Annotated in this window: 23 protein-coding genes; 19 read left to right on the plus strand and 4 right to left on the minus strand. The window is 48.4% G+C overall.

Features of this window, described 5'->3' with window-relative positions; all coding sequences use genetic code 11:
• The first annotated feature begins 333 nt into the window (after nucleotides 1–333).
• From INF29_RS02515 to INF29_RS02535, 5 genes are all read left to right on the plus strand, one after another.
• Nucleotides 334–1,386 carry an electron transfer flavoprotein subunit alpha/FixB family protein gene (locus tag INF29_RS02515; RefSeq protein ID WP_193484400.1) on the plus strand — a complete coding sequence of 351 codons (1,053 nt, stop codon included), beginning with the start codon at nucleotides 334–336 and terminating at the stop codon, nucleotides 1,384–1,386.
• Between the two features lie 64 nt (nucleotides 1,387–1,450).
• Nucleotides 1,451–2,542 carry an iron-containing alcohol dehydrogenase family protein gene (locus INF29_RS02520; protein ID WP_072853187.1) on the plus strand — a complete coding sequence of 364 codons (1,092 nt, stop codon included), beginning with the start codon at nucleotides 1,451–1,453 and terminating at the stop codon, nucleotides 2,540–2,542.
• A 204-nt stretch (nucleotides 2,543–2,746) separates the two neighbouring features.
• Nucleotides 2,747–4,117 carry an HAD hydrolase family protein gene (locus INF29_RS02525; protein WP_193484402.1) on the plus strand — a complete coding sequence of 457 codons (1,371 nt, stop codon included), beginning with the start codon at nucleotides 2,747–2,749 and terminating at the stop codon, nucleotides 4,115–4,117.
• A complete protein-coding gene (locus tag INF29_RS02530) occupies nucleotides 4,114–4,833 on the plus strand; it encodes a tRNA threonylcarbamoyladenosine dehydratase (protein WP_193484404.1) in 720 nt (239 codons plus the stop codon). Before INF29_RS02525 ends, INF29_RS02530 begins: the two co-directional genes overlap by 4 nt.
• Before the next feature lie 154 nt (nucleotides 4,834–4,987).
• Entirely contained in the window at nucleotides 4,988–5,746 is a 759-nt protein-coding gene (locus tag INF29_RS02535; RefSeq protein WP_193484406.1) for a sulfite exporter TauE/SafE family protein, read from the plus strand.
• Nucleotides 5,747–5,957: 211 nt separating this feature from the next.
• Here INF29_RS02535 and INF29_RS02540 read toward each other — a convergent pair whose 3' ends face one another.
• Nucleotides 5,958–7,295 (minus strand): MATE family efflux transporter, encoded by a 1,338-nt coding sequence (locus tag INF29_RS02540; protein ID WP_193484408.1) that lies wholly within the window; start codon nucleotides 7,293–7,295, stop codon nucleotides 5,958–5,960.
• Nucleotides 7,292–7,732, minus strand: coding sequence for a MarR family transcriptional regulator (locus INF29_RS02545; protein WP_191344404.1), 441 nt, complete (start codon nucleotides 7,730–7,732; stop codon nucleotides 7,292–7,294). The genes INF29_RS02540 and INF29_RS02545 overlap by 4 nt, the downstream gene beginning before the upstream one ends.
• A gap of 101 nt (nucleotides 7,733–7,833) precedes the next feature.
• Between INF29_RS02545 and INF29_RS02550 the strand changes: the two genes are divergently transcribed.
• The 6 genes from INF29_RS02550 to mgtE (INF29_RS02575) all read left to right on the plus strand — a co-directional run bounded on the left by INF29_RS02550 (nucleotide 7,834) and on the right by mgtE (INF29_RS02575) (nucleotide 15,236).
• Nucleotides 7,834–8,226 carry a MazG-like family protein gene (locus INF29_RS02550; protein WP_191344403.1) on the plus strand — a complete coding sequence of 131 codons (393 nt, stop codon included), beginning with the start codon at nucleotides 7,834–7,836 and terminating at the stop codon, nucleotides 8,224–8,226.
• Between the two features lie 50 nt (nucleotides 8,227–8,276).
• Complete coding sequence (locus INF29_RS02555; RefSeq protein WP_193484410.1) at nucleotides 8,277–10,265, plus strand: DHH family phosphoesterase; 1,989 nt, start codon at nucleotides 8,277–8,279, stop codon at nucleotides 10,263–10,265.
• The gene (rplI, locus tag INF29_RS02560; protein WP_022364342.1) at nucleotides 10,265–10,711 is read left to right on the plus strand and encodes a 50S ribosomal protein L9; all 447 of its coding nucleotides are present in this window, start codon (nucleotides 10,265–10,267) and stop codon (nucleotides 10,709–10,711) included. The genes INF29_RS02555 and rplI overlap by 1 nt, the downstream gene beginning before the upstream one ends.
• Before the next feature lie 30 nt (nucleotides 10,712–10,741).
• A complete protein-coding gene (dnaB, locus tag INF29_RS02565; protein ID WP_072853203.1) occupies nucleotides 10,742–12,097 on the plus strand; it encodes a replicative DNA helicase in 1,356 nt (451 codons plus the stop codon).
• Between the two features lie 411 nt (nucleotides 12,098–12,508).
• On the plus strand, nucleotides 12,509–13,852 hold the full coding sequence (gene mgtE, locus INF29_RS02570; RefSeq protein WP_193484465.1) for a magnesium transporter: 1,344 nt from the start codon (nucleotides 12,509–12,511) through the stop codon (nucleotides 13,850–13,852).
• 31 nt (nucleotides 13,853–13,883) lie between these two features.
• Nucleotides 13,884–15,236: a magnesium transporter gene (gene mgtE / locus INF29_RS02575; protein WP_193484412.1), complete on the plus strand. Its 1,353-nt coding sequence runs from the start codon at nucleotides 13,884–13,886 to the stop codon at nucleotides 15,234–15,236.
• Nucleotides 15,237–15,280: 44 nt separating this feature from the next.
• Here the strand turns inward: mgtE (INF29_RS02575) and INF29_RS02580 are convergent, their stop codons facing one another.
• Nucleotides 15,281–15,808 (minus strand): biotin transporter BioY, encoded by a 528-nt coding sequence (locus tag INF29_RS02580; protein ID WP_193484414.1) that lies wholly within the window; start codon nucleotides 15,806–15,808, stop codon nucleotides 15,281–15,283.
• A gap of 184 nt (nucleotides 15,809–15,992) precedes the next feature.
• Here INF29_RS02580 and INF29_RS02585 point away from each other — a divergent pair, with 184 nt between their 5' ends.
• On the plus strand, nucleotides 15,993–16,535 hold the full coding sequence (locus INF29_RS02585) for a zinc-ribbon domain-containing protein (RefSeq protein ID WP_072852193.1): 543 nt from the start codon (nucleotides 15,993–15,995) through the stop codon (nucleotides 16,533–16,535).
• Nucleotides 16,536–16,583: 48 nt separating this feature from the next.
• Nucleotides 16,584–18,248 (plus strand): S16 family serine protease, encoded by a 1,665-nt coding sequence (locus tag INF29_RS14895; RefSeq protein ID WP_330608250.1) that lies wholly within the window; start codon nucleotides 16,584–16,586, stop codon nucleotides 18,246–18,248.
• 44 nt (nucleotides 18,249–18,292) lie between these two features.
• Here INF29_RS14895 and INF29_RS02595 read toward each other — a convergent pair whose 3' ends face one another.
• Nucleotides 18,293–18,976, minus strand: a complete 684-nt coding sequence (locus INF29_RS02595; RefSeq protein ID WP_243184065.1) for a DUF554 domain-containing protein — start codon at nucleotides 18,974–18,976, stop codon at nucleotides 18,293–18,295.
• Nucleotides 18,977–19,234: 258 nt separating this feature from the next.
• On the opposite strand from INF29_RS02595, the gene lon reads away from it, so the two are divergent.
• The 6 genes from lon (at nucleotide 19,235) to INF29_RS02625 (ending at nucleotide 24,114) form a co-directional block, all read left to right on the plus strand.
• Complete coding sequence (lon, locus tag INF29_RS02600) at nucleotides 19,235–21,580, plus strand: endopeptidase La (RefSeq protein WP_193484416.1); 2,346 nt, start codon at nucleotides 19,235–19,237, stop codon at nucleotides 21,578–21,580.
• Entirely contained in the window at nucleotides 21,571–22,155 is a 585-nt protein-coding gene (yihA, locus tag INF29_RS02605; RefSeq protein WP_022255187.1) for a ribosome biogenesis GTP-binding protein YihA/YsxC, read from the plus strand. Before lon ends, yihA begins: the two co-directional genes overlap by 10 nt.
• Before the next feature lie 159 nt (nucleotides 22,156–22,314).
• Complete coding sequence (locus INF29_RS02610) at nucleotides 22,315–22,887, plus strand: RNA polymerase sigma factor (protein WP_072852196.1); 573 nt, start codon at nucleotides 22,315–22,317, stop codon at nucleotides 22,885–22,887.
• Nucleotides 22,857–23,273 (plus strand): hypothetical protein, encoded by a 417-nt coding sequence (locus INF29_RS02615; protein WP_087989163.1) that lies wholly within the window; start codon nucleotides 22,857–22,859, stop codon nucleotides 23,271–23,273. The genes INF29_RS02610 and INF29_RS02615 overlap by 31 nt, the downstream gene beginning before the upstream one ends.
• Nucleotides 23,263–23,808 carry a hypothetical protein gene (locus INF29_RS02620; protein ID WP_193484417.1) on the plus strand — a complete coding sequence of 182 codons (546 nt, stop codon included), beginning with the start codon at nucleotides 23,263–23,265 and terminating at the stop codon, nucleotides 23,806–23,808. The genes INF29_RS02615 and INF29_RS02620 overlap by 11 nt, the downstream gene beginning before the upstream one ends.
• Nucleotides 23,809–23,811: 3 nt before the next feature.
• On the plus strand, nucleotides 23,812–24,114 hold the full coding sequence (locus tag INF29_RS02625) for a LiaF transmembrane domain-containing protein (RefSeq protein ID WP_072852202.1): 303 nt from the start codon (nucleotides 23,812–23,814) through the stop codon (nucleotides 24,112–24,114).
• Nucleotides 24,115–24,297 lie beyond the last annotated feature (183 nt).

Genomic DNA, 24,297 nt, shown 5'->3' on the forward strand with positions numbered 1-24,297 from the left:
AACTGAAGGGTGCTGGTACAGTCCTGAAAGATCTGACAGCAGAACAGGCTGTAGAAGCAATCGTGAAGAAACTGGAAGAAAAATTCATCATCTAATAATGGTTTGCTAAAGCAAACCACCGATGAAAAAATGGATTTCATCGGATATGCTGTGTGTGGAAAACCAACCGTTTTATCAGCACCTGTAAGGTGCTTTGAAACTCTGGTTTTCGGCATGCGGCGGAAATGAATCCCGCCTGCGTGAAGGGAGTTGGAAACCTGCGGTTTCCAAGCTTTCCCTGAAAAGGCGGCGGATGATCGGAATAAACAATATTTTTTGAGGAGGAAAATTCCCATGAGCAATGGTATTTTTGTAGTAGTGGAACAGAGAAACGGCAAAGTACAGAACGTAGGTCTGGAACTGATCGGTGAAGCTACAAGACTGAAAGCAGATCTGAAAGACGATGTATACGCAGTCCTGCTGGGCAGCGAAATCGAAGGCGAAGTAGAAAAACTGTATCACTACGGCGCAGACAAAGTAGTTCTGGTTGACCACCCTTACCTGAAAGAATATGTAACAGAACCTTACACAAAAGCTGTTACAGAAGTAATCAAAAAATTCGATCCCGAAATCATGCTGTTCGGTGCTTCTTCCATCGGCCGTGACGTTGCACCTCGTGTGGCTAGCCGTGTAAGAACAGGTCTGGTTGCTGATACAACAGGTCTGAGAATGGCTAAAACGCAGGAAGAATATGACAAAGAAGCAGCTATGGGCTGCGCAGATCCCACAAGAGCTCTGCTGATGACTCGTCCTGCATTCGGCGGTAACATCATGGCTACTCTGATGTGCCCTAGAACAAAACCTCAGATGGCTACCGTACGTCCTGGCGTTATGAAGAGAATCGACAAGGACGAAACAAGAAAAGGCGAACTGATCAAATTTGACGTTGACTTCACAGAAGCAGACATGAACGTTGAAATTCTGGAAGTTGTAAAATCCGATAAGAAATCCGTAGACCTGACAGAAGCAAAACTGATCGTATCCGGTGGTCGTGGTATCGGCGGTCCTCAGGGCTTCGACATGATCAGAGACGTTGCAGATGCACTGGGCGCAGAAGTTGGTTCTTCCAGAGCATGTGTAGACGCTGGCTGGATCGAAAAAGATCGTCAGGTTGGTCAGACAGGTAAAACAGTACGTCCTGACCTGTACATGGCATGCGGTATCTCCGGTGCTATCCAGCACGTAGCTGGTATGGAAGGTTCCGAACTGGTAATCTCCATCAACAAAAACGACACAGCTCCTATTTTCGAAGTATCTGACCTGGGTATCGTAGGTGACGTGAAACAGATCCTGCCTAAACTGGCTGATGCTATCAGAAAATACAAAGCAAGCAAAGCTACAAACTAATTTTTGAAGATGTAAACATCAAAATACAAACCAATTTTTTTAATCAAACAGGAGGAGAATGAAAATGGATAACTATTCTGTATTTTTCCCGGGTTATAGCGCTGGCGAAGACGCTTACAAAGAAATCACATCTGTTTGCAGCCCTTACGGCAACAAAGCAGTTGTAATCAGCGATGAAATTTCCATCAACGCTACAAAGAAATATCTGGATGAAGCAATCGCAGGCACAGATTTCAGCATCGAATACATTCTGTTCCCCGGTGAAGCTGCATTCGAATATGCAGAAGAACTGCAGCAGACAGACGCTGTAAAGAACGCAGACATGATCTTCTGCCTGGGCGGTGGTAAAGCAATCGATACAGGTAAACTGGTTGCTCACAACCTGAAAAAACCTTACTTCACATTCCCTACAATCGCTTCCACATGCGCATGTAACTCCGCACTGGGTATCTACTACTATCCGAACCATGTATTCCGTACATTCTTCCGTGTAGACAGACCCCCCGTACACATCTTCATTTCCACAAAGGTTATCGCAGAAGCACCTGCATCCTTCCTGTGGGCTGGTATCGGCGACGGTATGAGTAAAGAAATCGAAGTTAAATTCTCCGCAAGAGGCAAAGAAGACGAACTGACACTGTCCGAGCAGGCTGGTGTAGCTCTGAGCGGCTGCTGCACAGAACCCCTGCTGAAATATGGTGTTCAGGCTATGGAAGACTGCAGAAACAACCGCGCTTCCAAAGCAATCGAAATGGTTGCACTGGATATCTTCATCAACACAGGTATGGTTTCCAACATGGTTGACTCTCACAAATACAACACCAACCTGGCACACGCTCTGTTCAACAGTATGACAATCCTGCCTCAGGTAGAAGAAAGACATCGTCACGGCGAAGTTGTTTCCTACGGCACACTGGTTCTGCTGACAATGGACAAACAGTACGACAAACTGGATAGATTCTTCGATTTCTACAAAGAAATGAAACTGCCTACAAAACTGGCTGACATCGAAGTATCCGTTGACGAACTGGGCCCCGTTCTGGACGAAGCTGTTAAGAAATATGACCTGGACTACTCTCCTTACAAGATCACTCAGGACATGATCAAAGCTGCTATTCTGGAACTGGAAGAATACAACAAGAAAAAAGAAGCATAATTTGACTTAAGCCATTATGCACGGCGGGGAAATTTTTTCCCCTGCCGTTTTTTCTTTTTTTCGGGAAAAAAATGAACGCACTGCCGAAAAAGAAAGTCTGACAAGACTGCCGGTGCATCTTGACAGAATCCCATGCAGAAACTATACTGTGTATACATTTTTGAAACAAAGAAATGGGAATGGAACCAGAGGAGGTGAGGCGCGTTGCCTAAAATCGGAATGCGTATGATCAAAACATCCATTGCTGTTGCCATTTGTCTGCTGATTTATCTGCTGCGTGGGAAACAGGGCGTGCCTGTATTTTCTACCATTGCAGCCATGATCTGTATGCAGCCTTATGTAGAAAATAGTAAGTCCGTTGCCTTTAACCGTATCATCGGTACATTGACAGGGGCAGCCATGGGGATTTTGGTGTCGTATTTCATTCGGGAAATCCCCCAGAAATACGAATTTTTGCAGTATTTGATTATTTCCGCAGCTGTGATCCCTGCCATGTATATTACGGTGCTGCTGAAAAAGACTGGTGCCTCTGCCATGGCTGGGGTGGTACTGTTGGGGGTAACCCTTTCCACTGGGAATTATCCGCCTATGGTAGATGCCTTCAACCGTTCCTTTGAAACCATCGTAGGGATTCTGGTTTCTCTGGGGGTCAATGCGGTGCACCTGCCCAGACAGAAACGAGAGGAATTTTTCTTCGTCACAGGCTTTGACGGTGCTTTATATGATGAAAAACGCCATTTGACACCCTACAGCGTTTTTGAACTGAATCAATTATTGAATGATGGCATTAAATTTACCATTGCAACAGAACGTACCCCCGCAACTCTTATGTCGGAAATCGGTGGTCTGCATCTGAAACTGCCTGTCATTGCTATGGATGGGGCGGTGCTTTACGACTTGAATGAAAAACGGTATCTGGCTTGCAATGGTCTGTCTAAGGAAATGACAAAGAAAATCTGTGAATACCTGCAAGAGAAAGATTTTCACTATTTTCTGAATGTGGTACTGCAAGATGTGCTCCTCATTTATTACCGGGATTTCCATAATGAAGAAGAACGAAAACTTTATGAACGGGCGAGAAAATCCCCTTATCGGAATTATGTATATGGTGATGTGCCAGAAGAAGGGATTCCCGTTTATTTTCTGCTGGTGCTGAAAAATGAGGATGCAGACGAGGTGGAACAGGAACTGCGGCAGATGGAAGGGGCGGAAGAATTGCTGTTTTTGCGTGACCGCTCAGAAACACCGCCGGAGTATTGCCATTTGAAGATTTATCACAAAAACGCCACCAAGGAATATATGGTGCGTCGGTTGCTGGAAAGCGTCAGCGGTATGGGTAACCGAAAAGTCGTCGCTTTCGGCAGCAACAAAAACGATATTTCCCTTATGAACTGGGCAGACTTGTCTTATGCTACCGCAGACGCAACACCGGAGGCAAAGGCTGTTGCCGATTATCAGCTCCGGGGACACCATGGGGACGGCGTGGTGCGGACCATTTTGCATTTGTATGAACCACTGCCTTGGGAGAAAATCCCACCCAGACGCAGAAAAGAAAAAGGAGAACAGAAGAAATGACACAAGACTTGAATATATTTTCCCGGGCGGAACTGCTGCTGGGGGAAGAAGCATTGGAAAAACTCCGTTCTGCCCGTGTGGCGCTCTTTGGCATTGGCGGCGTAGGCTCTTTCGCGGCAGAAGCCCTGGCAAGAGGCGGCGTGGGACATATCACTTTGGTGGATGGGGATACGGTGAGCATCACCAACATCAACCGCCAATTGATTGCCCTTCATTCCACTGTGGGAAAAGAAAAAACCGCAGTCATGGCAGAGCGTATCGCTGATATTTCGCCGGAAACAGAAGTAGAAACTTATCCCGTGGTCTATGGGGCGGAAAATCGGGATTTGCTGGATTTTTCCATCTATGATTACGTCATTGACGCCATCGATACCGTTACCAGTAAGCTGATTCTCATTGAAGAAGCCAAAAAAGCAGGGGTGCCTGTCATCAGCTGCATGGGAACGGGGAATAAATTCCATCCCGAACGCTTTGAAGTGACGGACATTTCCAAAACCTCTGTATGCCCTCTGGCAAAAGTCATGCGGAAAGAACTGAAAGTACGAGGCATCAAAAACGTGAAAGTGGTGTATTCCAAAGAAGAACCCCGCAAGCCTGCGGAATCCACAGAAACAGGCAAACGTCAGATTCCCGGCAGCCTTTCCTTTGTGCCGCCGGTGGCTGGGCTGCTGCTGGCTGGGGAAGTCATCCGCCATATTGCAGGCATTACAGATTGAGATTAAGCCGAAAATTTCTATGCATTTTTTGATAGAAGTTTTCGGCTTTTTTGTATCATCAATTTTATCAAAATCCATGTTGCGCCGCCAAAGAAAAACGGCTATAATGGAACGAGTTTTGGAAAAGAAGTGTAACAAAAGAAAAGGAGCAGTTATGGATACGTTTTTGCCTTATTTGATTGTATGCCCCATGGTTTTTATGGCGGGACTCATAGACGCAGTGGCTGGCGGCGGCGGGCTCATTTCCCTGCCGGCTTATATGATTGCCGGTGTGCCTGTCCATGGCGCCATTGCCACCAATAAAATGAGTGCGGCTATGGGTACAGTGGCGGCAACTTATCGTTATGGAAAAAGCGGCTTTATCCACTGGAAGCGTGCGCTGCCTTGCGTGGTATTCGCTTTGGGCGGCTCTTATATCGGCGCAAGAATCACTTTGCTGTTGTCTGAACGCAGCATCCAGATTCTCATGCTGTTCATCCTGCCTGTGACTGCTCTGTATGTGCTGAGAGACCGCAGTCTGGACGCGGAACGGGTACCCTACAGCTACGGCAGAACCGTTTTGCTCAGTGTGCTGATTTCTTTCTGCATCGGTATTTATGATGGTTTTTATGGTCCCGGTACAGGAACATTCCTTTTGCTGCTGCTGACAGGATTGGCACATATCGGTCTGACAGAAGCGGCAGGCACCACAAAGGTCATCAATCTCAGCACCAATATTTCCGCATTGGTAGTATTCCTCCTCAATGGGGTAGTGATGCTGCCTTTGGGCATTGTGGCTGGGCTGTTCAGCATTGCCGGAAATTATGTGGGCACACGGATTTTTACGGAAAAAGGCACGAAATTTGTGAAGCCTTTTATACTGGTGGTATTGGTGATTTTCTTCATCAAAGTTCTGACAGAATTATTTGGATAACACAAAAAAGACGATTCCCCTAAGGGGCATCTTCATAAGAAAACAAAAGAAGCTGAAATCCTTATGATACAAAGGATTTCAGCTTCTTTGATTTTACGAAGATTTTATCTGATATGTTTTCTTCTGAAGACAGCCGTCGCAATTCCCCTTAAGAAATTAAGAAAAAACAATGTTTTCTTAAGGGAAATTTGCTGTAAGAATCTCCTCTTTTTTACGCCTCTTGGGGCTGTTGTTTGCCAAGTCTGCGCCAGATGGTAGTGGAAATGATTACGGTCAGTGCGCCGGAGATGGCAGGCGTAATGAAAATCCCCGTAATGCCCAAAATCTGCGGAAAGACTGCCAGAGAAAGGGCAGGGAAAATCAGTGCCCGGAACAGCATGATAGTCAACGAATCCCTTGCCCGGTCCATGGCGGTGAGGAAAGAGCTGATGACCATATTCAGCCAAAGGAACAGATACGCCGGTGCGTACAGATGCAGGGCAGTGACAGTCATTTCCAGCACTTCTTCGGAATTTTCCTGTAAGAACAGGGACGCCAGTTCTTTGGGGAAGCATACCATAGCCAGCAGACAGACCATAGAAATGGTCGCCGTGACTTTACAGCTCAAACGGAAAAATTCCCTTGCTTTCTGGTGATTGCCTGCGCCGATGTTGTAGCTGACTGGCGGCTGGAGGGAGTCCAGAATCCCATAAAGTGCCATGAGCAGCAGACTGTCCAAATACATAACGATACCATAAGCGGCAACGGCTGTACCGCCGCCCAGATGGAGCAGGAAGGCATTGACCACTGTGGACATGAAGGAACCGGAAATGTTGTTGAAAAACTCCGAACTGCCGTTATGAAAAATGCCCAGTGTGGTGGAAAGGGAAATCCGCGGGCGGGTGAAGCGCAGTGTCAGTTTTCTAAGGAAAATAGGTGTCAGGGCAATGAGCACCCCCAGCGTCATGCTGACAGATGTGGCAAGGGCGGCAAAGCGAATGTCCAGCCGCAAATACGCCAGCAGAAACCAGTCCAAAAAGATGTTCAGCACTGCCACGGAAATGTTCATCCACATGCTGAAATTGGCTTTGCCGCAGATCCGCAGATAGTTGTCAACGGCGAACAGGGGCATGATGGCAGGCATGAAATAAAGGAATATCCTTGTGTAGTCCCATGCCACTTCCGCCAAAGTGGTATCTTTGATCAAAAGGGTGATAAGTCTTGGTGCCGCAAGAAATCCCACAAGGGAGAACAGGACACCAATGCCCAGAATCATGCAGAAAGCCGCGGAAAATAGTCCGTTGGCTTCTTTATTTTTTCCTTGCCCCAATAAAAGGGCGATTTTCACAGAAGAGCCTACCGCCACCATATCCCCTACGGCAAAGAGAATCATAATAACGGGAAAGGCAAGGTTTACTGCCGCCAATGCGTGACTGCCGATGTATCGTCCTACGAAAATGCCGTCGATCATCATATAGATGGACGAAACCACCATGGCTAAAAGCCCCGGCAGGGCACAGCGGAAAAATATCTTTCTGGTAGGCAGTGTTGCGAATTGTACTTCGTTCATAAGCGTTCATCAAGACAAATTTCTCCGATATAGGAAAGCATTTCGGAGAATTTCTCGATTTCCTCCTTTGAATAGCGTTGTTCCATAGATTCACTGATTTGGTTGGTGAGTTTTGTGTAAATAGACTGGGTATCCGCGTCAAAAGAATCTGCGTTGAAATACAGGAAGTATTCCCGTTTGTCGGCGGGATTCTGTTTTCGGGTCACATAGCCAGCCTTTTCCAGCACATTGATTTTCTGGGTGACAGAAGGTCTTGCGATGTGGAGCATATCTGCCAGCTTGGAAGGGGTATATTCTCCCTGATGGGCGTATATGATGTCCAGATACAGACTGCTGTTGTAGCTCAGTTTGGCGTATGCCGGGTGTTCGTTGCGGATACGCAGCTCTAAAATGCCCATGTCGTGAAAAAATTTTGTGATGGCTTCTCCAATGCCCATCAGTTACCGCCTCCTGTGATAAAAATTAGTTAAGATTGCCTAATAATTAAGATTACCTAATCATTTTAGCAGGGGCTTTTCCCTTTGTCAAGAGGGGCTGCATGCAGATAACTGTTGAGAAAATCAGTGTTCTGTGGTATACTATATTACTGCATAAACAGAAAACAGGCAGAAAGGAAGGCGATACTGTGCCGGAAAAATCATTCGATGTGGCAAGAAATATCCGTATGACCCAGGAGCTGCAGTGCCAAATGCTCTCTCAGGTGGCGGATCTGTTTACAGCCATGCACAACAATGCCTCAAAAGCGGAACAGACAGAGCTTCTGGCAAAGCTGGAAATCAGTCTGCGGCTTCTGGCAGGACGGCTGGGCATTTCTCAGGATGGACTGAGCCGGAAAGCGGCTATGACTTTGAAGGCGGCGTTGGTGCAGGAAGATGTATCTGCATGGAAAAGTGATCTGCTGACCGTTTTGCATGAACTGGAAGAAACATAAACAGTCACAGAAAGGCTTTTGAAAAAGCCAAACAGCTTGGAGGCTGCAACATGGAAGAAAAAAAAGAAGAAACAAAGAAAGGAAAGGAAGGACGGCTGCTCATCGGGATGGCAGTGGCTGTGCTGGTGGTGATCCTTTGCTTGATGCTGGATGTACGCATTGGCGTAGGGGCATTGGTGGGGATCGTGGCAGGCAGTTTTCTGCGTCCGCTGCTCAAAGACCTCTTTACGGATGAACCCCAGGAGGAGCCTGAGGAAAACCGTTTTCTGGATACGGCAGTGCTTCGGGAAAATTTCTCCATTCCCCAAAATCTGCCCATTCCTTACGCTGTGCTGGATATTCGTGGCAGGGTCATGATGTATAATGAGCCTTTCGCGGCAGTGTTCCCCAATAGTGAGGACGCAAAATCTGTCATTGAAGTGCTGCGGAAAACCAGCGGCGCCGGAGAACCTCAGAGAGTCACCGTAGGCGACCGTTCTTACAAAGCTGCTCTGAACCACTGCGATGTGGTGGACAAAAGCGGCGCTGTGGGGGCAGTTCTTACCCTCATTATGGTGGACATCACCAAAACCTGTCAGCTGGAGAAAGAATTGGAGGAACAGGAAACCGTTGTAGGTATGATCCTTTTGGACAACTACGACGATGTGCTGGACAGCATCGACGAAAACCGACTGCCCATCCTTTCCGCACTGATTGATAGAAAGTTCAATCAGCTGGCACAGGCGTCAGACGCCGTTATCAAAAAACTGGAGAAAGACCGCTACATTTTCCTGCTCTCTAAGGGCAGTCTGGAGCGGCTGAAAGAAAAGAAATTCGAGCCTTTTAACGAGATCAAGGAAATCTCCGTAGGGGAACACATTCCTGTGACCCTCAGCATGGGGATCGGTATCGGCGGCGGCTCTCTGGAGGACGCCATGGCAAACGCAAAAGCGGCTATGGACTTGGCTCTGGGCCGGGGCGGCGATCAGGTGCTCATCAAAGACGGGGAAAAATACCTGTTCTTCGGCGGCAAGAGCGGCGAAATCCACCGCAATGCCCGTATTCGTGCCCGTGTCAAAGCGGATGCCCTCATGGAACTGATGGGGGATGCTTCTGACATTCTGGTCATGGGGCATAAGAATGCCGATCTGGACAGCTTGGGCGCTTGTATCGGTATCTGTGCCATGGCAAAGAGCATTGGGAAAAAATGCAACATCGTCATGGACAAAGTCAGCGTAGGCGTCAAACGCCTTTGCGATAAAATGGATGAAAGCGGCAAATTCGGCGGTGTCATTGTGGATGGCGTAGACGCTATGCGTATGATCAATGACAAAACACTGCTGGTCATTGTGGATACCCACAGAGAATCCATGGTAGACAGCAGACAGGTGCTCATGGCGGCGAAGAAAATCGTCGTTTTTGACCACCACCGCAAGAGTACCGATTTCATCGAACAGGCGGTGCTCATTTATCATGAGCCTTACGCTTCGTCCACATCTGAACTTATTACAGAAATGATTCAGCATATGGACAAAAAAGTAAAACTGCATCAGATCGAAGCCGATGCCCTGCTGGCAGGTATCACCGTAGACACCAAAAACTTCTGCGTGAAAACCGGCGCCATGACCTTTGAGTCTGCGGCGTTCCTTCGCAGAAACGGTGCTGACAGTATTCGGGTGCGGCTGTTGTTCCAAAACGACATGGACGCTTACAAGGCGAAAGCTACGGCTGTCCGGGATGCGGAACTGTTCCGGGATCATATTGCCATTTCCGTCTGCCCTTCCGATGTGGAAAATTCCACACTGACAGCGGCACAGGCGGCAGACGATTTGATGAACGTCACAGGCATTCAGGCATCCTTTGTCTGCTGCAAGGTGGAAGATACAGTCTATATTTCCGCCCGCAGCTTTGGGGAGATCAATGTGCAGAGAATCATGGAAAAACTGGGTGGCGGCGGCCATCTGACGGTTTCCGGTGCGCAGCTTCAGGACTGCACCGTAGTGGAAGCCAAGGAAAAAGTCCGCGCAGCCATTGAAGAATATTTGGAGGAGGAAGCATAATGAAACTGATTTTATTACAGGATGTAAAAAGTGTCGGCAAAAAAGGCGACCTGATCAATGCCAGCGAAGGCTATGCAAAAAATTTCCTGCTGCCCAAAAAACTGGCAGTAGAAGCTACAAAATCCAACCTGAACGACTATGAACTGAAGCAGAAAGCCGAAGCAAAACGCAAACAGGAAGAACTGGAAAAAGCACAGGAAATGAAAAAACAGCTGGATGAAAAAGTTGTTGTGATCAAAGTAAAAACAGGCAGCAACGGCAAACTGTTCGGCTCTGTAACAAACAAAGAAGTTGCGGAAGAAATCATCAAACAGACCGGTATGGATCTGGATAAAAAGAAAGTATCCATTGGCGATTCCATCAAAATGCTGGGCGAAAGAACAGCAGTCATCAAACTGCACCCGAAGGTAACAGCAGAAGTGACTGTAAAAATCGTAGAAGCCTAATTGATGCAAACATAAAAGGAGGCGGGAAATATGGAACAACAAAATACATCCGGTCAGGCGGAAATCTTCCAGAATGTACCGCCCCATGACGATGCGGCAGAGCTGGCAGTGCTGGGTGCCATGTTCTTGGACAGAGAAGCGGCGTCTTTGGCATTGGAAATGCTGACAGGTGAGGATTTCTACCGCCCTGACCATAGACAGGTCTTTGAAGCGGCAGAAGAACTTTACCACAGCGGCGTGCCTATCGACATGATTACCGTAAAGAATAAACTGGAGGAAAAGCAGGTCTTTGAACAGATTGGCGGTCTGCCTTTCCTTGCCAATATCTCCACTTCCGTGGGCAGTTCCGCAAATATGCGCCATTACGCTGCCATTGTGGAGGAAAAATCCGTACTGCGTCGGCTCATCCGTACGGCGAATAATATTTCCCAGATGAGTTACGAAGGCAAAACCGATGTAAACGCCATTATGGATACGGCGGAAAAAGGCATTTTCGATATCATGCAGAACCGCCATTCCGACCAGTTCCACCATATCCGGGACATTGCCGTGGATTCCATCGAGAAAATCGAGGACATCTACCGTTCCAAAGGGAAACTGACTGGCGTACCGACAGGTTTTGTGGACTTCGACCAGAAAACAGCGGGACTTCAGAAATCTGACCTGATTTTGCTGGCAGCCCGTCCTTCCATGGGGAAAACGGCTTTTGCCCTGAACATCATCCAGAATGCCGCCATCCGCAGCAATGTGCCTACAGCGGTATTTTCTCTGGAAATGAGCCGGGAACAGCTGGTAAACCGTATGCTGTGTTCCGAAGCCATGCTGGATGCCCAGAGGCTCCGTACAGGGGAACTGACAGACAGCGACTGGGCAGATTTGATTCAGGCTATGGGTCCTCTTTCTCAGGCACCTATTTACATTGACGATACCCCCGGGGTTACCCCCATGGAGGTCCGTTCCAAATGCCGCCGCCTGAAGGTGGAAAAAGGCTTGGGACTGATTGTTATTGACTACTTGCAGCTTATGAGCGGCAACAGCCGGAACGATTCCAGACAGCAGGAGATTTCCGAAATCTCCCGTTCCCTCAAGGCCATCGCCAGAGAAATGGAAGCGCCGGTTATCGCCCTTTCTCAGTTGTCCCGTGCCTGCGAACAGCGTGCAGACCATAGACCCATGCTCTCCGACCTGAGAGAATCCGGCGCCATCGAACAGGACGCCGATGTGGTGGCGTTCCTCTATCGTGATGAGTATTATTTCCCCGATACGGAAAAGAAAAATCAGGCGGAACTGATCATTGCCAAACAGCGTAATGGTCCCACGGGTACCGTTGATTTGACATGGATGGGACAGTATACCAAATTTGGTAATTTCCTGAAAAAATTCTAAAAAATGAAGCGAAAAACCTCGGTTTGAATGGAAGGAATTTCCAGTCATTCCGGGGTTTTCTCATTGTTTTGTAATTTTTTCCGCCGATTGAATAAGTTGGGGTTGACGTTGATTTTGGGAAAGCATATACTAATGGTGGAGAAAAATGACAGGCAAGAAAGTAATGACGGAGGTGAACCGAATGGACGGCAGTAGCGAGAGTATCCCTTTGGGTCCTGAGCGATGGTATTTGAATATCACAGCGGAAATGTCGCATCCTTTTGGTTCCTTTTTTCCTATGGTGAAATAGGGGCTTGCTTTTCTGTGCGCGTTTTTCGGAAAATTGTATGACGACATTTTCTGCTGACACTTTTGCAAAGACAATGGTGTTTTTTTATTGTCTGAAAAACGAGGTGAAAAACAGTGGAGGAAATGCAGACGCTCTTTGACCATTTCAATGAACTCATGGACAAAGGGGCATATATACAGTTAAAACAGGAATTGAACGAGGAAAACGCCGCCGACCTGGCGGAATACTTCGAGGAACTGTCTGCGGAAAAACAGCTTTTCATTTTCCGACTGCTGACCAAAGACATGGCAGCGGAAGTATTTTCCTATATGGACAGCGACACCCAGGAGCATATCGTTCATTCCATTACAGATAAAGAAGTGCGCAACATCGTAGACGAAATGTTCCTGGACGATACGGTGGACTTTCTGGAAGAAGCACCTGCCAATCTGGTAAAGAAGGTGCTGCGCAACACCGACGCGGAAACCCGCGCTCTCATCAACCGCTTTTTGAACTATCCGGAAAATTCCGCCGGCAGCTTGATGACCATCGAGTTTGTGAAACTCAGAGGCGGTATGACCGTAGATGTTGCCATGAAGCAGATCAAGCGGACAGGCATGGATAAGGAAACCATCTATACCTGTTATGTCATTGATGGTCAGCGGAAACTTATTGGCGTTGTACCCCTCAGGACGCTGATTTGTGCCAAGGATGAAGAACTGGTGCAGGATTTGATGGAAGAAGACGTGGTATCTGTACACACCACCGACGACCAGGAAGAAGTTGCCCAGATCTTCAAGAAATATAACTGGATGGCGCTGCCTGTTACGGATCTGGAAAACCGTCTGGTGGGCATCATCACCGTGGACGATATCGTGGACGTTATCGAACAGGAAACCACGGAAGATATGGAAAAAATGGCGGCATTGCTGCCTTCCGATGAAGAATATCTGAAAACCCCCGTGCTGAAGCTGGCACGAAACCGTATTGTGTGGCTGTGCGTACTGATGGTATCCGGTACCCTCAGTTCCTTGGTTATCAGCCATTATCAGACGTTGTTGGCAACGGTTATGGCGCTTTCCAGTTTCATCACCATCATTACTGGTACCGGGGGGAACGCAGGCTCTCAGGCTTCCACCATGATCATTCGTGGTATGGCCCTGGGAGAAATCGAAGTGAATGACGTACTCCGGGTTGTCTGGAAAGAAGTCCGGGTCGGCGCCCTTTGCGGTATTGCCCTGGGGGCAGTCAATATGGTACGTATGACGTTTTTCAGCCCCAGCACGGGCTTTTTGGTAGACTTTACCGTTTCCATCAGTATGGCAGCCGTTGTAGTGCTTTCCAAGACCATCGGCTGTACCCTGCCTATTCTGGCAAAGATTTTGAAGGTAGACCCGGCTATGATGGCAGGTCCCCTGATTTCCACACTGGTGGACGCTGTGGCATTGATTTTGTATTTCAGCATTGCGACCGTATTGCTGATGTAAATAAGAATCTGGATTTTGAAGGAGGTGTGACATGGAAGAATGGAATGAAACGGTGGAAAAGTGGCAGGAACTCATGGAAAAAGGACATTATGTGCAGCTCCGTGAAGAACTGAATGAAGAAAACCCTGCCAACGTGGCAGAATTTCTGGAAGAACTGCCGGCAGATAAGCAATTGTTCCTTTTCCGTCTGCTGTCTAAGGATATGGCGGCAGAAGCATTCTCTTTCCTGGATAATGATACTCAGGAAATGCTGGTCACATCCATTACGGATACGGAAGTACGGAACATCGTAGATAATATGTATCTGGACGATACCATCGACTTTCTGGAGGAAGCCCCTGCCAATCTGGTAAGCAAAGTTCTGCGGAACACCGATAGAGAAACCCGCGCCCTTATCAACCGTTTCCTGCATTATCCCGAAAACTCCGCCGGAAGTTTGATGACCGTAGAGTTTGTACACCTTTCCAAAACCATGACGGCAAAGCGCGCCATGGAAATCATCCGCAAAAACGGTCTGGATAAGGAAACCATTTACACCTGTTATGTCATTGACGACAAAAAACATCTGGTGGGGGTATTGCCCCTTAGAACACTGCTGTTCGCCGATGAGGATAAACGGGTAGAGGAACTGATGGAGGAAGATGTGATCTCCATTGCCACTTTGGACGACCAGGAAGAAGCGGCAAATCTGTTCCGTAAATACAGCTTTATCGCCTTGCCTGTAGTAGACGGGGAAAACCGTCTGGTGGGCATCATCACCGTAGACGATATCGTGGACGTTATCGACGAAGAAACCACGGAAGATATGGAAAAAATGGCGGCGTTGCTGCCTTCCGATGAAGAATATCTGAAAACACCTGTAACAAAACTGGCACGAAACCGTATTGTGTGGCTGTGTGTACTGATGATTTCTGGTACCCTCAGCAGTGCCATCATTTCCGGCTATGACGCCATCCTCAGTCAGGCGGTGCAGTTGGCGGCATTTATCCCTGTGCTGACAGGTACCGGGGGCAATGCCGGCTCCCAGACCTCTGCCACCATCATTCGTGGGATGTCCTTGGGTGACATCCGCCCCAGAGATATTCTGCGTGTCATGGGGAAAGAAGTGCAGGTGGGGATGATTTGCGGTGTCCTTCTGGCGGCACTGAACTTCATCAAACAGACCATTTTCAGCCCCTCCACGGACATTATGGTGGACTTGACTGTTTCTGTCAGCATGGGCTTTGTGGTTGTTGTGGCAAAAGCCATGGGCTGTGTTCTGCCTATTGGCGCAAAAGTTTGTAAATTAGACCCTGCTATCATGGCCGGTCCCCTCATTACCACTGTTGTGGATGCTGTGGCGCTGGTGATTTTCTTCAATGTGGCACAGTGGCTTGTACTGTAAAAAAAGAGAGAACTCCTTTCGTTTCGGAATTCTCTCTTTTTTGTTTACATATGAAGATATGCACGGATGCGGTTGCCCAGCAGGCAGGCGATGATGATTTTTACAATATCCAAGGGCAGAAATACCAACGCTCCCATGGGCAGGGATTGTAAAAACGTGGTGTTTGTCAGGTATGCCATCCATGCGGTACCCAGCATATAATTGACGATGGTTGCCAGAAATAATCCGCCCATCTGTGCCGGAATATTCTTGGGAAAACGGGAAATAAACAGGCTGCTGATGCCTGTCAGGAACAGAAATCCAATGAGATACCCGCCGCCGGGAGCGGCAAAACGGGAAAGTCCCGCAGTGTAGCCGGAAAAAACAGGCAGTCCCGCAGCACCTAAAAGCAGATATAGCCCAATGGCAGCCAGTGCTTGTCTGGGCGGCAGCACATAGGCTGTCAGATACATGGCAAATGTACCCAATGTCAGTGCCACAGGGCTTATGGGTATGGGAATGGATATGGGTGCAAATATGCAAATGACAGCTGTCATCAGAGCAGTCATGGTCAGTGTACGTGTTTTGGTCATGGCAGATGCCTCCTTTTCTTTCTGTAAGGAGGATACGCTTTTTGCTTTTAAAAGTCAACTGATTATAAATAAAATGGTTTACAATCGAAAATAAAAAAAGTTTTGTAAGAAAAAATGAAAGATTGCGGCTGTAAAATGTGATATACTATAAAAAAATCCGGGAAAAGGGAAGGGGGAGAAGCATATGTCAAAATTTTGCAACCATTGCGGCGCGTCTGTAGGCGAGGAAGACCGGTTCTGTACGGTCTGCGGCAAGCCCATTACAGCGGAGGGTGGGGCAGAACAGCCCAAAGCACCCCATGCGGAAAGTCAAAAGAAAGAAGAATTGGATAGGGAACCCATTACCGTGGGCGGTTATCTGATTATGTTTCTGGTTATGTGTATTCCAGTGGTGAATCTGGTGGTACTGCTTTTGTGGGCATTCGGGAAAAACGGCAATGTGAACCGCCGGAATTTCTCACGGGCAGCTCTCGTTTATATTGCCATCGGCATTGTCCTGTCCATCAGTGCGGTACTGTTTTTCGTTGGTATTTTCGCCAATGCGGTGCAGTATCAGCAGTATCACACATATGAGCATTATGGCAATCCGTATAGGAACGACTGGGAATACTATGATGAGTATGTATATACGCCGGACAGCACAAACGATTTTATGTATTCCATCACCGAAGGCGACGCACCTGTGGAAGATCTGGAACTGTACGATATTACCATTTCAAACGTATGAAAGAAAACCATTCGGCACATACTACCTCTATAAAAAGGAGGCGTGGATGTGAGCGGATGGTTTTTATTTTTTGCACAGATGTTATTTTTCCTGTTGGGGGCGTGGTATTTCCTGCGGAGCGGTTCCCGGCGGAAAGGCGGACGGGATAGCATTTCCATGGAGGAGAACGAGCGGGAAATGGAAAAGCTGGATGCTATGCGGCAGGTGGGACTGACAGAACCCTTGACGGAACAGACCCGTCCCAAGTCCTTGGGAGAAATTGTGGGGCAGGAGCGGGGGATTCGTGCCCTTCGTGCGGCTCTTTGCGGTCCTAATCCCCAGCATATCATCATTTACGGTCCCCCCGGCGTAGGCAAAACGGCAGCGGCAAGACTGGTGCTGGAGGAAGCCAAAGGACGGCGAAATTCCCCTTTTTCCATCAATGCGAAATTTGTGGAGGTGGACGCTACCACATTGCAGTTTGACGAGCGGAGCATTGCAGACCCTTTGCTTGGTTCTGTCCATGACCCTATTTATCAGGGGGCAGGGGCTTTCGGGCAGATGGGGATTCCTCGTCCTCAGCCCGGCGCTGTCAGCGAAGCCAATGGGGGCGTGCTGTTTATCGACGAAATCGGGGAACTGCACCCAATCCAGATGAATCGTCTGCTGAAGGTGCTGGAAGACCGTGTGGCAAAGTTCCAGAGCAGTTATTACAGTCGGGAAAATAAGCGGATTCCCCCTTATATCCACGAAATTTTCCAGAAAGGTCTGCCGGCGGATTTTCGGCTCATTGGTGCCACCACCCGCAGCCCTTCGGAATTGCCGGCAGCACTGCGTTCCAGATGTACAGAGATTTTCTTTGACGGTCTGCGTCCCGAAGCCGTGGAGCAGATTGCTGCGGATAGTATGGAACGAGTAGGACTTCAGTACGAAGATGGTCTTTGTGGAAAAATTGCCCTTTATGCCGGCGGCGGCAGGGATACGGTGCGTCTGGTGCAGTCTTTAGCCTCTCTGGCGGAAATGAAGGGGCGGAACTGGGTAGGCAGTGCGGACTTGGAGTGGGTAGCAGAAGCAGGTCATTATCAGCCTTATCCCCGTCAGAAAGTAACGGCTGTGCCCCGTGTGGGCGTGGTGAACGGTCTGGCTGTTACAGGCGGTATGGGCGGCGCTGTGCTGACAGTGGAAGTGAAGATGCAAAAAAGCACAGCACCTCATTTGCAGGTGACGGGTATTGTGGAGGAAGAAGAAATCCGCAGTCCCCATGGCGTCAGCAAGAGAAAAAGCAATGCCCGCAGTTCCGCGGAAAATGTGCTGACGGTGCTGGAAGGATTCGGCTTTGACCGAAGCCAGTATGCCGTCCATATCAATTTCCCCGGCGGTATGCCTGTGGATGGTCCCTCGGCAGGCACAGCCATGTTTCTGGCGGCCTATTCCGCTTTTACGGGAGCAGCAGTGCCGGGAGACGCGGCGCTGACAGGAGAAATTTCCCTGACAGGAAACATACTGCCTGTGGGCGGTGTTACGGAGAAATTGCAGGCGGCAGAAGAAGCCGGCGTAACCCGTGCTTATATCCCCAAGGCAAATTGGCAGGGGAGATATGAGCGGCTGGGACTGGAAGTGGTTCCCGTGGAGAAAATAGAGGAACTGCTGGAAATGGTTTTTGCCAAGAAAGAAGAAAAGCAGGCAGGCATGCCCCAAAGAGGCATTTTGACGGCGGAAGGACTGCAAAAATAGAAAAAGGCGTGAAATCTTAGATTTCACGCCTTTTATATGTTCTGTTATGCCCTAAAAGGAAGCAGTGCCCAAATGACTGCAATGACGATGGTGGGGAGCATATTGGCAACTTTGAATTTTTTCTCCCAGATCAGATTGACACCTACACAGAAAATGAGCATGGAGCCGGTAAGGGACAGGTTGGCCAATGCCTGTTCTGTCATCCAAGGCTCGATGAAACGGGATAGTATGGTGATGCATCCCTGAAAGAGTGCCACAGGAATGACAGAGAAAATACAGCCTTTCCCCATGGATGTGGTCATGATGATGACGATGATCATGTCTAAGACTGCTTTTGCCGCCAGTATGGAGTAATCCCCGGCGATGCCGTCCTGAATGGCGCCTACCACTGCCATGGCACCGATACATACTGTCAGAGAAGTGTTCACAAAACCGTCTACAAATTTGGTGTCACGGTCGTTTTTGGTCTTTTCCTTCAGCCATTCGCCGAAGTGTTCCAGATGCTTTTCGATGTTCCATATTTCCCCAATGAGAGAGCCAATGGCAAAAGAACCAATGATCATCATGGTGCCGCCGCTGGTGAGTCCTGTTTCTGTGACCGTCATCATTTTTTCAATGGCGCCGCCAATGCCCAGGAAAATGACGCAAAGCCCAGTGGCTTTCATGAGGGTTTCCTGTATTCTGACGTTTATGGCTTTTCCGAAAAGGGCGCCCAGTAGACCGCCCAATCATATGCCGCCGACGTTGATGAGTGTTCCTAGTCCAATCATTTGTACTTCCTCCCTAAAATGCATTTTTTTCTTTTGTAATGAATTGGTTTTATTTTAGATGGAATAAAATGGATTGTTAATGTATGGAAGGTCAAAGAAAGGTTATATTTTTCAGAAAAAACATAACCTTGTGCGTTGGTAGGAATTGACCGAAAGCCAGTTCTGTTGTATAATAACTTAATTAGGCAATAAGCCTATGAGATAGAGGTGAAATAGATGATAGAAACAAAAGAGAGAATACAATTACCTATGATGGCCCTCAGAGGTCTGACGGTATTTCCCAATATGGCAATCAGCTTCCCCGTAGGCAGACAGAAATCTCTGGATGCGCTGGAAGCGGCAGATGAAGGCGACAAGCGTATTTTTCTGGTGGCACAGCGTGACCCGGAGGACGCAAGTCCCGAACAGATGGGGCTCTACGAATTTGGTACGGTGGCTACCATCAAACAGATTTTGAAACTTCCCGGCAACATGACCCATGTCATTGTGGAAGGTGTCATCCGCGGCAGATTGGCGACCATACAGCATAAGCGCAAATGCGAGTATGCGGAAATCACTACCATTGCCCAGGACTTCCCGGAACTGCCGGAGGTACATACAGCGGCGGAAATGCGCATTGCTCAGGATTTGTATGAAGAATACGCAAAGTTTGTGCCCAATACCACAGCAGTGGATTTGCTGCCCAATGTGCTGGCGGCAGGCAAGCCCGGCAAACTGGCAGACGTCATTGGGGCAGGGCTGGAAATTTCCTTTGACCGGAAGCAGAAGATTCTGGAAATCCTGAATCCTTATGACCGTTTGCAGGCAGTCATGGACATTATGTGCTATGAACAGCAGGTGCTGCGGGTAAAACGGGAAATCGAAGCCAAAACAAAAGATGCCATCGACAAAAACCAGCGGGAATATTTCCTTAGGGAAGAACTGAAAGTCATTCAGGAAGAACTGGGGGACAAAGACGGCATCGGCGCTGACGCTGCGGAATTTCGTCGTCGTCTGGAGGAAAAGAACCCTCCTGAGGAAGTACGGAAAACCGTAGAAAAGGAAATCGACCGTATGATGAAGATTCCCGTAACTTCTCCCGAGTCCAACGTGTCCCGCAGTTATATTGACACATTGCTGAACCTGCCCTGGAATGAAATGACCGAAGAAACCTTCGACCTGAAACAGGCAGCGGAAATTCTGGACGAAGACCATTACGGTCTGGAAAAAGTGAAAGAACGTATTTTGGAATATCTGGCAGTGCGGAAAAACGCTCCCGAGGAAAAGGCTACCATCCTTTGTCTGGTGGGTCCTCCAGGCGTCGGCAAAACATCCATTGCCCGTTCTGTGGCAAAGGCACTGAACCGGAAATATGTGCGTATGTCTTTGGGCGGCGTGAAAGACGAAGCGGAAATCCGCGGTCACCGCAGAACATACATCGGTGCTATGCCCGGGCGTATCATGAACGCCATGAAACAGGTGGGCACCATCAATCCTTTGATGCTGCTGGATGAAGTGGACAAGCTGGGGGTATCCTATAACGGCGACCCTGCGGCGGCACTGCTGGAAGTGCTGGATGGGGAACAGAATTTCACGTTCCGTGACCACTATGTGGAAATGCCCTATGACCTGTCCAAGGTACTGTTCATGTGTACCGCAAACAGTCTGGAACCCATTCCCGGTCCCCTCCGTGACAGAATGGAAATCATCGAACTGGGCAGCTACACCGCAACAGAAAAACAGCATATTGCCATGGAACATCTGGTGAAAAAACAGATGAAACGCCATGGGCTCAAAGGCAGTCAGCTGAAGATTCGCCCGGAAGCTGTGGAAATGATCATTGACGGCTACACCAGAGAAGCCGGCGTTCGTCAGCTGGAACGCACCATCGGTCAGGTATGCCGGAAGGCGGTGAAAGCCATCATCAGCGGCGAAAAGAAATCCATGACTGTCACAGCGAAAAATCTGGAAGAAATTCTGGGCAAACCCAGATTTACAGAAGACCGCATTTACGAAGAACCGCAGGTGGGTATCGTTCGTGGACTGGCGTGGACAGCCGTAGGCGGCACCACCCTTTCCGTGGAAGTGAATACCATGCCCGGTGACGGCAAATTCCGTCTGACCGGTAATCTGGGGAAGGTCATGAAGGAATCTGCAGAAGCGGCTATCAGCTACATCCGCTCCCAGAGCGACCGTTTCAAAGTGGAACCGGATTTCTATAAAAAGCAGGACCTGCATATCCATATTCCCGAAGGGGCAACCCCCAAGGACGGTCCTTCCGCCGGTGTCACTATGACCACCGCTATGCTTTCCGCTCTGACAGGTGCGAAAGTGCGGAACGATGTGGCAATGACCGGTGAAGTGACCATCCGCGGTCGTGTCCTTGCCATCGGCGGTTTGCGGGAAAAAGTGCTGGCGGCGAAAAAAGCCGGCGTAAAAACCGTGATCCTGCCGAAACAGAACGAAAAAGATTTGCAGGAAATTTCTGATGAAATCAAAGAAGGGCTGGAATTTGTTCTGGCAAAAGAAATGGACGATGTGCTGAAACACGCACTGGCGAAAGGGGAAAGCGTATGGAAGTAAAACAGTCATCGCTGGCGGCAGTGGGAACGAAATTCTCCCAGTATCCCACTGACGGCAAAGTGGAAATTGCCTTTGCGGGCAAATCCAACGTAGGCAAATCTACGCTCATCAATGCCATGCTGGGCAGAAAAGCTTTGGCCCGTACCAGCTCCCAGCCCGGCAAAACAAGAACCATCAATTTTTATGACGTGAACGACTGCATGTATGTGGTAGACTTGCCCGGCTACGGCTATGCAAAGGCACCTAAGACGGAAATCGCCAAATGGGGTATGATGATTGAGGAATATCTCCAGAAACGGGAAGAACTCCGCGCCATCATCCTCCTCATTGACATCCGCCATGAGCCTGGCAAAAACGACATTATGATGTATGATTGGCTGAAACACTACGGCTATGATATCATCATTGCCGCTACAAAATCCGATAAGATCAACCGCAGTCAAATCCAGAAGCATCTGTCTGTCATTCGCAAAACATTGGGTCTGGGGCCTGACGACGTGCTGATTCCTTTCAGCGGCGAAAAGAAAACAGGCGTACAGGAACTTTGGGCGGAAATCGAACGGTTTTTAGATTAAATCAAAGCGGATACTGGTTCTGAAAACAATTTTATGAAACATCTGACAGCTGGAATCCCTGCGGGGGTTCCGGCTTTCTTTGTTTTTTGGCAGCCTTTTAAGATTTCTTTAAGGTTGCAAAAAGTTGAAGAAAAAATGAAAGTACCATCGTTTTAGAGTATGAAAAGAAAATACACAGAAGAAAAAGGGGGTGAGCGTATCGACAGGGCAAAGAAAATCGCCATACTGCTCAGCGATTATCAAAATTTGATCTTTTCCCTCTGCTATCAAATGACGCAGAATTATTTTGAAGCAGAGGATCTGGCACAGGAAACATTCGTGGCAGCCTATGAACATCTGGACTCTTTTGACGGTCAGCACGAAAAGGCGTGGCTATGCCGCATTGCCATGAATAAATGTCTGGATTTCCAGAGGAAGAACCGTCGGGGCGCCATCCCTCAGGATGAAAACGTCTTTATGGAACTGGCAGACGGGGAAAATGTGGAAAATAAAGTGCTGGCAGAGGAAGTACAGGCAGAGCTGCAAAAGGCATGCGAAAGTCTGAAACCGCCTTATCGGGACATTGCTGTGGCGTATTTCTGTCAGGAGAAAAGCCCCGAGGAGATTGCCACAGAGCAGAACAAGAATATCAAAACGGTACAGACACAGATTTACCGTGCCCGTGCCAGATTACAGAAAATATACGGAAAGGAGCAGATGCCATGGGACAGCGTTTCACAGAGGAACAATTAGAACAAATGATTATGCAACTGGAGCAGGGCGGTCTGCTGCAGGCGCCACCGTCACTGGAACGGGGCGTTATGGAGAAAATCGCCAGACTGGAGGAGGAAAATCAGGCGGATATCCGGTTTTCTTCTAAAACGAAACGGATTTTTTATCAATTGAAAATCGGCGCGGCAATGGCAGCGTCTTTGGTGCTGCTGGCACTGCCTATGGGGCATGGCTCCTATGAGGAATCTCCTTATGGCAAGGCACAGCAGATGGTACAGGAGGAAGAAGAAAAGGAAAGCCTGCTGGACTATATGCAGCAGGGGACGAAAATCCTCAGCGACGGTGTCACGGGCTTTTCCGATTTCGCAATGAAACAGATTACGGAGGTATTGGATTATGGCAAATAAGAAAAACGGATTTTGGACATTTATATTTTCATTAATCCCCGGCGCTGGGGAAATGTATATGGGCTTTTTCAAGCAGGGCTTGAGCCTTATGGGGCTGTGTGCAATTGTCAGTATTGTAGCTTCTTTTCTGGGCATAGAAGAGCTGATGATTTTGCTGCCTTTGATTTGGTTCTATAGTTTCTTCCATGTGCATCACCTGCGGAGCCTGCCGTCGGAAGAATTTCATGCCCTGGAAGATAAAATCCTGTTCTTCGATGACCGTGATTTTCAGCTGGGCACATTGACAGAAAACCGCAAAAAAGCCATTGCGGTGGTGCTGGTAGTGGTTGGCGTTATCCTGCTGTGGAACAGCGTGCTGGATTTGTTTGGCTGGATTTTGCCGGACTTCTTCAGAGAGATTTTGTGGAGTCTGCAAAACCTGCTGCCTCGTCTGGCCATTGCGGTTCTGATTCTTTACGCAGGCGTGCGGATGCTCCGGGGAACTCCTGTGAAAAAAGAAGATGTGGAGGACGAGGACGAAGACGAGGAGGTGTAAGAAATGGCAACACGTCGGATTGGTTCTGTTACCTTGGGCGGCGGTCTGATGGTATTCGGCATCCTCTTTCTGGTGCATACCTTCTGGGACGGTCTGTCCTATGGGCTGATTCTGCGGTTCTGGCCATTGCTGCTGATTTCTCTGGGGGCGGAAACACTCCTGAGCCTGCGGCAGTCGGAAACCAAATGGGTCTATGACAAAGGCGCCATTGTAATGATGATTCTCCTTGGGCTTTTTGCCATGATGATGGCGGCAGCCCAGTTTACACTGGAAGCGTGGGAAGCATTGGGATATCTGAACTGGTAATATAAAAATAGCCGGAATCCTTGGAAAAAAAGGGTTCTGGCTATTTTTTTGCGCAAAATCTTACATTTCTTTGAAAATCCTAGAAAGATTCTCTGTATTTTTGGAGAATCTATTGACGTAGTTTTCGAAACTATTATAATTAGAGTTAGATATATTTTTGAATGGTGTAAAAAACTGGTTTTG

It is taken from the genome of Anaerotignum lactatifermentans (assembly GCF_014982935.1).
Lineage (GTDB): Bacteria > Bacillota > Clostridia > Lachnospirales > Anaerotignaceae > Anaerotignum > Anaerotignum lactatifermentans.